The 6,990-nt window shown below is 43.1% G+C and carries 8 protein-coding genes and 5 pseudogenes; 1 reads left to right on the plus strand and 12 read right to left on the minus strand.

Annotated elements, in window-relative coordinates; translation table 11 throughout:
* The 7 genes and pseudogenes from AC075L_RS21820 to AC075L_RS21850 all read right to left on the minus strand — a co-directional run.
* Positions 1-232 (minus strand): annotated as a pseudogene (locus AC075L_RS21820) (phosphoribosyl-AMP cyclohydrolase); the annotation flags it as partial.
* Between the two features lie 37 nt (positions 233-269).
* Positions 270-902 (minus strand): imidazoleglycerol-phosphate dehydratase HisB, encoded by a 633-nt coding sequence (hisB, locus tag AC075L_RS21825; protein WP_476388215.1) that lies wholly within the window; start codon positions 900-902, stop codon positions 270-272.
* 107 nt (positions 903-1,009) lie between these two features.
* Positions 1,010-2,314, minus strand: coding sequence for a histidinol dehydrogenase (gene hisD, locus AC075L_RS21830; RefSeq protein ID WP_008702991.1), 1,305 nt, complete (start codon positions 2,312-2,314; stop codon positions 1,010-1,012).
* A gap of 39 nt (positions 2,315-2,353) precedes the next feature.
* Positions 2,354-2,965: pseudogene (gene hisG, locus AC075L_RS21835) on the minus strand (ATP phosphoribosyltransferase); the annotation flags it as partial.
* A gap of 3 nt (positions 2,966-2,968) precedes the next feature.
* Positions 2,969-4,087 (minus strand): ATP phosphoribosyltransferase regulatory subunit, encoded by a 1,119-nt coding sequence (gene hisZ, locus AC075L_RS21840; protein WP_022381095.1) that lies wholly within the window; start codon positions 4,085-4,087, stop codon positions 2,969-2,971.
* Between the two features lie 647 nt (positions 4,088-4,734).
* Entirely contained in the window at positions 4,735-4,821 is an 87-nt protein-coding gene (locus AC075L_RS21845; RefSeq protein WP_476388218.1) for a DUF6783 domain-containing protein, read from the minus strand.
* Positions 4,805-4,900 (minus strand): DUF6783 domain-containing protein, encoded by a 96-nt coding sequence (locus tag AC075L_RS21850; RefSeq protein ID WP_476388219.1) that lies wholly within the window; start codon positions 4,898-4,900, stop codon positions 4,805-4,807. The genes AC075L_RS21845 and AC075L_RS21850 overlap by 17 nt, the downstream gene beginning before the upstream one ends.
* On the opposite strand from AC075L_RS21850, the gene AC075L_RS21855 reads away from it, so the two are divergent.
* A complete protein-coding gene (locus AC075L_RS21855; RefSeq protein ID WP_476388220.1) occupies positions 4,865-4,942 on the plus strand; it encodes a DUF6783 domain-containing protein in 78 nt (25 codons plus the stop codon). The two genes, AC075L_RS21850 and AC075L_RS21855, sit on opposite strands and share 36 nt — an antisense overlap.
* A gap of 174 nt (positions 4,943-5,116) precedes the next feature.
* Here the strand turns inward: AC075L_RS21855 and AC075L_RS21860 are convergent.
* The 5 genes and pseudogenes from AC075L_RS21860 to AC075L_RS21880 all read right to left on the minus strand — a co-directional run.
* Positions 5,117-5,652, minus strand: a pseudogene (locus tag AC075L_RS21860) (Holliday junction resolvase RecU).
* Positions 5,653-5,677: 25 nt separating this feature from the next.
* Positions 5,678-6,238 (minus strand): signal peptidase I, encoded by a 561-nt coding sequence (lepB, locus tag AC075L_RS21865; RefSeq protein ID WP_476388216.1) that lies wholly within the window; start codon positions 6,236-6,238, stop codon positions 5,678-5,680.
* On the minus strand, positions 6,162-6,422 hold the full coding sequence (locus AC075L_RS21870) for a hypothetical protein (protein ID WP_476388217.1): 261 nt from the start codon (positions 6,420-6,422) through the stop codon (positions 6,162-6,164). The genes lepB and AC075L_RS21870 overlap by 77 nt, the downstream gene beginning before the upstream one ends.
* 27 nt (positions 6,423-6,449) lie before the next feature.
* Positions 6,450-6,668: pseudogene (locus AC075L_RS21875) on the minus strand (pseudouridine synthase); the annotation flags it as partial.
* Positions 6,669-6,722: 54 nt separating this feature from the next.
* Positions 6,723-6,990 (minus strand): annotated as a pseudogene (locus tag AC075L_RS21880) (hypothetical protein); the annotation flags it as partial.

Below are 6,990 nucleotides of genomic sequence, written 5' to 3' on the forward strand. Positions count from 1 at the left end.
AATCCAGTGTAAGGGATTTTACAAACTGGAGATGTCCGGATGTGAGTCCCTTCGTCCAGAGTTCATTGCGGCTTCTGCTCCAGTAAGTCATTTTACCTGTTTCAAGAGTGGTATTAAATGCTTCTTCATTCATATACGCCAGCATCAGCACTTCGTTTGTCTGATAATCCTGGGCTATAACAGGTACCATTCCATCACTGTTTAATTTAAAATCAGACCATGCGATGCTGCTTTTTAAATTCACTGTATTTTCCATTTTCTGTCTCCATCTAATTTATTGATTGCCATAAATCATTTCGTAAATTTTCAAATTTTACAAACTGCCCTTGGTAGCACAGAACATCCGTGATCCTTGGATCATAGGATGTGGCTGCATCCAGTGCTTTGGCAAAACTTTTGAACATTGCTTCTGCTACATGGTGATTATTCCCACCTGCCAGAACCCTGATATGAAGATTCATGCCACAGGCATAGGAAATAGCATAGAAGAACTCTTTTACCATTTCCGTGGACATGTCACCGATTCTGTCTGTGGTAAACTCTGCATCCCATACAAAGTAAGGTCTTCCGGACAGATCGATTGCACAGAGCACCAGGGATTCATCCATGGGAAGGATGCAGCTTCCATAGCGCTTAATCCCCTTTTTGTCACCAATTGCTTCTTTTAATGCAGTTCCCAGAACAATTCCTGTATCCTCGATGGTGTGATGGTCATCCACCTGAAGATCACCATGGACTCTGACACTGAGATCAAAGAGCCCATGACGGGTAAATCCATCCAGCATATGGTTAAAAAATCCCACACCTGTCTCAATATCAGAATATCCGGTTCCATCCAGATTTATTTTTAATTTGATTTCTGTTTCTTTTGTATTTCTTTCTGCTGAGGCTTCTCTTGCCATGGTTAAGTCCTCTCTGTCTTACTTATTTTCAAACACTCTGAATCCATTGTTTTAATGCGCAAACTACAGTTTACATTATAGCAGATTTCAGATTCAAAGCCTTACCATTATTCTTTATCTTCATCCTCAAAACGAACTGCAATAGAATTTGCATGTGCAGTAAGCTGCTCAGAAGTTGCAAACTGAATGATATCTTTGTGTATGTTACGCAGTGCGGATTTTGAGTAATATACAATACTTGATTTCTTGATGAAATCATCTACGGAAAGGGCTGAGAAAAATTTGGCTGTTCCGTTTGTAGGAAGTACATGGTTCGGACCTGCAAAATAATCTCCCAGTGGCTCGGAACTGTACTCTCCGATAAAGATCGCACCTGCATTCTTCACTTTCATCATATCTTCAAAGGGATTGGCTGTCACGATCTCCATATGTTCCGGAGCGATTTCATTGGCTGCCTCAATCGCCTCGTCCATATCCTCTGCGATCAGAATGTATCCAAAGTTATCAAGAGATTTCTGAATGATTTCTTTTCTGGAAAGAACCTCCACGAAACCTTTTACTTCTTCATCTACTTTCTTCGCAAATTCCTCACTTGTAGTGATCAGGATAGCACATGCCAGTTCATCATGCTCTGCCTGGGAAAGAAGGTCAGCTGCCACAAAATGCGGATTAGCTGTCTCATCTGCAAGAACAAGGATTTCACTCGGTCCTGCAATGGAGTCAATGCTTACATAGCCATATACTGCTTTCTTTGCAAGAGCTACGAAAATGTTTCCGGGACCTACGATCTTGTCTACCTTCGGAATACTCTCTGTTCCGAAAGCAAGGGCACCGATCGCCTGTGCACCACCCACCTTATAAATCTCATCTGCTCCTGCTTCTTTGGCTGCTACCAGTGTGGAAGCGCATACTTTGCCATCCTTTCCGGGCGGTGTTGTCATAACAATATGCGGGACTCCTGCCACTTTCGCAGGTACAATATTCATCAGTACAGAAGACGGATAAACTGCTTTTCCACCGGGTACATAGACACCCACACGATTTAACGGTGTCACTTTCTGGCCAAGCATGGTTCCATCTGTTGTGCTTGTAAACCAGCTGTTCTGGATCTGTTTTTCATGATACTGACGGATATTGACCAGAGCTTTGCGGATCACTCCAAGAAGTGCAGGATCAATCTGCGCATAAGCCTCTTCAATTTCTGCATCTGTGACGCGGATAGTCTCTTTTGTCACATCAGCTTTGTCAAATTCTTTTGTATAGGCAAAAAGGGCTGCGTCCCCTTCATTTTTTACTTTATCAAGGATCTGAGCTACTGTGGATTCAAATTTCCCATAGTTATTCGGGCTTCTTTTCAGCAGATTCTCAAGAATATCCTTTGTTGATTCTTTTGTTAATTTTACTGTACGCATCTTTACATCTCCCTCCTGAAGAACTCTTCTTAAGTCTTCAATAAGTTTACGGATTCTCTCATTTTCCATCTTCATGCTCACCTGATTGACTACCATTCTGGCAGACAGCGGGCAGACCTCTTCCAGCACCTTCAGTCCGTTTTCCTTCAGTGTACTTCCGGTCTCCACAATATCTACGATCACTTCAGACAGACCAACGATGGGTGCCAGTTCAATGGAACCGTTTAATTTGATCAAATCTACTGTCTGGTGTTTTCTGTTAAAGAAGTAATCCTTGGCAATATTGGGATATTTAGTCGCCACACGGATCAGCTGGTTGTTCTCCAGAACCTCTCTGGCACTCTCCGGTCCACAGACACACATCTTACATTTTCCAAATCCAAGATCCATCACTTCATAAAGCTTACGGCCTTCCTCCAGGATCGTATCCTTTCCCACAATTCCGATATCTGCCGCACCATACTCTACATAGGTAGGAACATCCGGCCCTTTTGCAAGGAAGAATTTCATCTTCAGTTCTTCATTGGTAAAGATCAGTTTACGGGAATCTTTATCTTTCATCTCTTCGCAGGTGATTCCTGCTTTCTCAAACATCTCCATTGTTTTGTTGGCAAGTCTGCCTTTTGTCAGGGCAACTGTCAGGTATCTCATGGCTTATCTGGCCTCCTTTTTCAAACGTAATGCCACACATCTGCCCTCTGCACGAAGTTTCTGTGCCTCTTTAATGGCTTCTGTACGGTTCTGTGGCTCGTATTCGATTACTTCCGGCTTCTCCTCTTTCTCAGAGATCAGTTTCTGGCTGGAAAGTGCAAGAAGAAGGTTATCTACTTCAAGGGCAAATCCGATAGATGCCGCAGGTTTGCCAAAGTGTTTCATCAGGCCATTGTAACGGCCTCCCTTGATCATAGGTTCACCGGTTCCGTAAGTATATGCCTGGAAAATGATACCTGTATAGTACTGATATTTACTAAGCATTCCAAAATCGAAAGAGATATACTTTTCATATCCGTAGTTTTTCATAATCTCATAGATTTCTTCCAGTCTGGAAACTGCCTCCAGTGCGCAGGCGTTGTTTGTCAGACTTCTGGCTTTCTTTAAGACTTCTTCTGAACCAAACATCTGTGGGATTTCAGTAAAGGCTTTCTGCATACTGTCTTTGAGTTTCTGTTCTTCTACAAACTCTTCTACTCCGAAAGAATTTTTCTGCGAGATCAAAACACGAAGACGTTCTTCTGCTTCCGGACCGAGTTCAGCTTCTTTTAATAAGGATTTGAAGTAATCTACCTGTCCGACACTGACCTGAAATTCTGTAAGACCTGCTGCCAGAAGGCATTCCACTGTCATGGCAAGAAGTTCTGCATCTGCATCTGCGGATTCATCACCGATCCGTTCTACTCCCATCTGTGTGGTTTCTTTGAGATGTCCTCTGTAGCTGGTGTTATTAATAAATGTGTTTCCTGTGTAGCAGAGGCTTACAGGTTCTTTGTCCGGGGAAAAGTAGGTTGCACAGGCTCTGGATACAGACGGGGTGAAGTCAGGTCTGAGTACCAGGGTATTGCCTTCTCTGTCAAAGAATTTATAAAGTTCTTTGGATGGGATGGTTCCTACTTCGCGGCTGAATACTTCAAAGTATTCGAATGTCGGGGTTTCTATGTCTTCATAGCCATACTGGTGGAAGACGCGATGGATTTTCTCCTGTACCTTTCTTTTCTGGCTGCATTCGCCGTTGTAGATGTCTCTTACACCTTCAGGGGTGTGGAAAATACGCTGCATGGGTGGTCCTCCTCTTGGTTATGTATTGTGTTGATTTATTACTTCGTTGGTTTTACTTTAGTACGGTAACGTGCTACTAAAGTAATGTGAGACTAGATAGAATTATAATGGTTTTTCAGAAAAATGTCAAGTACAGTTAATGTTATTATATTGTTGTTTTTGTCTATTCGTTATGTGTATTCAAAGGGACGCTCAGAAACATATTGTATTTGAGGTGCGGTTTCGGTATCTAAGAGCTTCTAAGTCTTCAGAAAATCTGCTAAAACCATGAGAAGAAAAGCCCGGAATTACTCGCTGTCGCTCAGACAAGGGGCTTTTCTTCTCATAACGCAGATTTCCTGAAAACTAAGAATCTCTGAAGACACCTGCAAATGCACCTCAAATACAATATGTTTCCGAGCTGGTTTTCGCAATACGGAAGATTATGATGGCTATAGCAAGTCTATTAGCTAATGCATTTAAGATAGTTCGAGCCGAGTGTGAAAGACAAGGAAGATACCTGCAGGCGTGCCTGACGCACGTCAAGGATATCTGACACAGGATTTCACGCTCTGATGAACTGAATCAATATACATTATAAGAGGCTTGCTATAGTATGCCAGCCAGTTGATTTCTTCATGATTACTGCCAATACACAGCGCAGAAATTTATTTTATTTCCGGTGCATTTGCAGGTATCTTAGAGCGTGTCTGAAAAAGGCTTTCTGCAAGATGTGCGTCACAACTTCGTGGGATATTTTGCCCGGATGAGGGCGCCGTAGCGGGCTACGGCAACTGAATTCGGGTGAAATATCCCGCAAAGTGGGGCGTGCAGATTGCGGGCATGATTTTTCAGACACACTCTAGAGTTTCTTAGGCAAAAAAAATCTGCGTTATGAGCCGGCTGTTTCACTGTCTGAGCGAAGTCTGCGACGGAGCGAGTTTGAGAAGACGGCTCATGCTTTTAGCAAATTTTTTTTGCCTTAGAAACTCTTAGAGGCCCAGAAAACCGCACCGGAAATAAAGAGCAAACTTCTGCGCGTCCCCTTTCCTATTCCCGTTCATTAAGATCAGTCTGAACTCCATCAAGAAAGGGCACAAGAAACCCGCTTTTTTTATTCAAATAATACTGCGGTTCTAGCTCTTCGCGCCGGAAAAGCTCTTGCGGCCGCCTTCCTGCATCCGGTTCCAGAAAGTAAGGAGACTGCGCAGTGTAAGGTAATAGAACTGGTTTTCATGGCTGTAGAATATAAGCAAAAAAGCCACCCCTCCCTGCTTTTCAAATGCCTGCATAAATTCCACCTGATGAGGATGGATATTCGCAAGCGGAAAAGTATCCGCCGCGCATTCTTTGGCATCAAAGCAGACAGGGATGCCCTGTACTGCCCCGATATAGTCTACAGTGCTTCGTTGCTCGAAATATGCCAGCGTAATATGACGGTTTTCCTTATCCATACGGACAGGTGTGATCGGAGTGGGAATTTTCTGGATAAGCGCCAGTCCCTTTTCTCTGTATTGTTCATTTGTACGATTTACAAGATCCTCCAGAGTCGATCGCCGCAAACCTCTGCTGTTCCATGTTGCCACTTTATTTCTCCGTAAATTTTATTTTCTACTTCAATAATTTTACCGACGGATAATACCTGATAACTGCCTTTCCGACAATCTCATCAAAGGTCACAAAACTGGTGCTTTTCCAGCAACGGGAGTCTTTGGAATGATTGCGGTTATCACCCAGGACGAAATAGCTGTTTTCAGGAACTTCATACGGGCCAAAGCTACCCCTTGGTTTTTCCGGAACGAAACTGTCATCCAGAGGAATCTCTGAATCATTGATATAGACTTTGCCGTCCTTAATCTGTACTTTTTCTCCCGGAAGTCCGATGACTCGTTTGATGAAAAGCTTGCTTTCGTCATCCGGGTATTTGAAAATAACAATGTCAAAGCGTTCCGGATTTTTTATTTTTTTTGATATTTCATGTCCGAAGAAATCCAGATTGAGTCCATATGCAAGGCGGAATCCGAAAATACGGTCTCCTGTCATAATGGTTTTTTCCATTGATTCGGAGGGAATTTTGGCATTGATCAGTACTACGCTATTCACAAGCGTTACGATCACTACTACTATGATGATCATTTTTGCGTAATCCCATATTTCTTTCCAGATTCTCATGATAAGCCTCCTCAAGATTTTCCTCTTTGATGATTTTACAGAAAAGCTCCGGTGCCGGCGCCACAAAGTTCTGGTCTGTCTCCGGAATTACTAACCTGTATGCATGGAGAAGCTGATGTCTGACTCCATGGCGGATGTATTGCTTATTAAATTCAGAATCTCCGTATTTGGTGTCTCCAAGCAATGGATGTCCTGTTCCTGCAAGGTGAGCACGAATCTGGTGAGTACGGCCTGTGATCAGCTCAACTTCCAGAAGAGTTATTTTTCCGTTGCTGCCAAGAGGACGATATTTCGTTTCAATCGGCAGGGAATCTTTGAATTCCTGTCTGCTTACGATTACTTTGTTTGTTTTTTTATCTTTGTGCAGATAACCCCTGATATGATCCGGTTTTTCTATTTTGCCTTTTGTGAGGCAGATGTAGTATTTGTGAAGTGTTCTTGTCGTGGAATATCCTGGACAGAAGTCTGCAGACCGGCAAGGCTTTTACCTGCACAGACCATTCCGCTGGATATTACGGTCAAGTCGGTTACATACAGAAGGTCTGAAGGTTTTGAGCTGTTCTTCTGTAAGATCACCTTTCTTTAAAAGGTAGCCGATCAGATATTCGACAAGGGACGGTTCCCCATCATCTGCCGGCTGTGAAAGCATCCCTGCCGGTTTATTGATGATAATTGAAGCGGCGCACGAAAAACGCGAAAGCGTTTCACGATAAATGCGAAAACGCCTATCTAGGTTGTTGGGTTTGGGGTTA

This window comes from Blautia sp. ZXY-1-B12 (assembly GCF_056339915.1).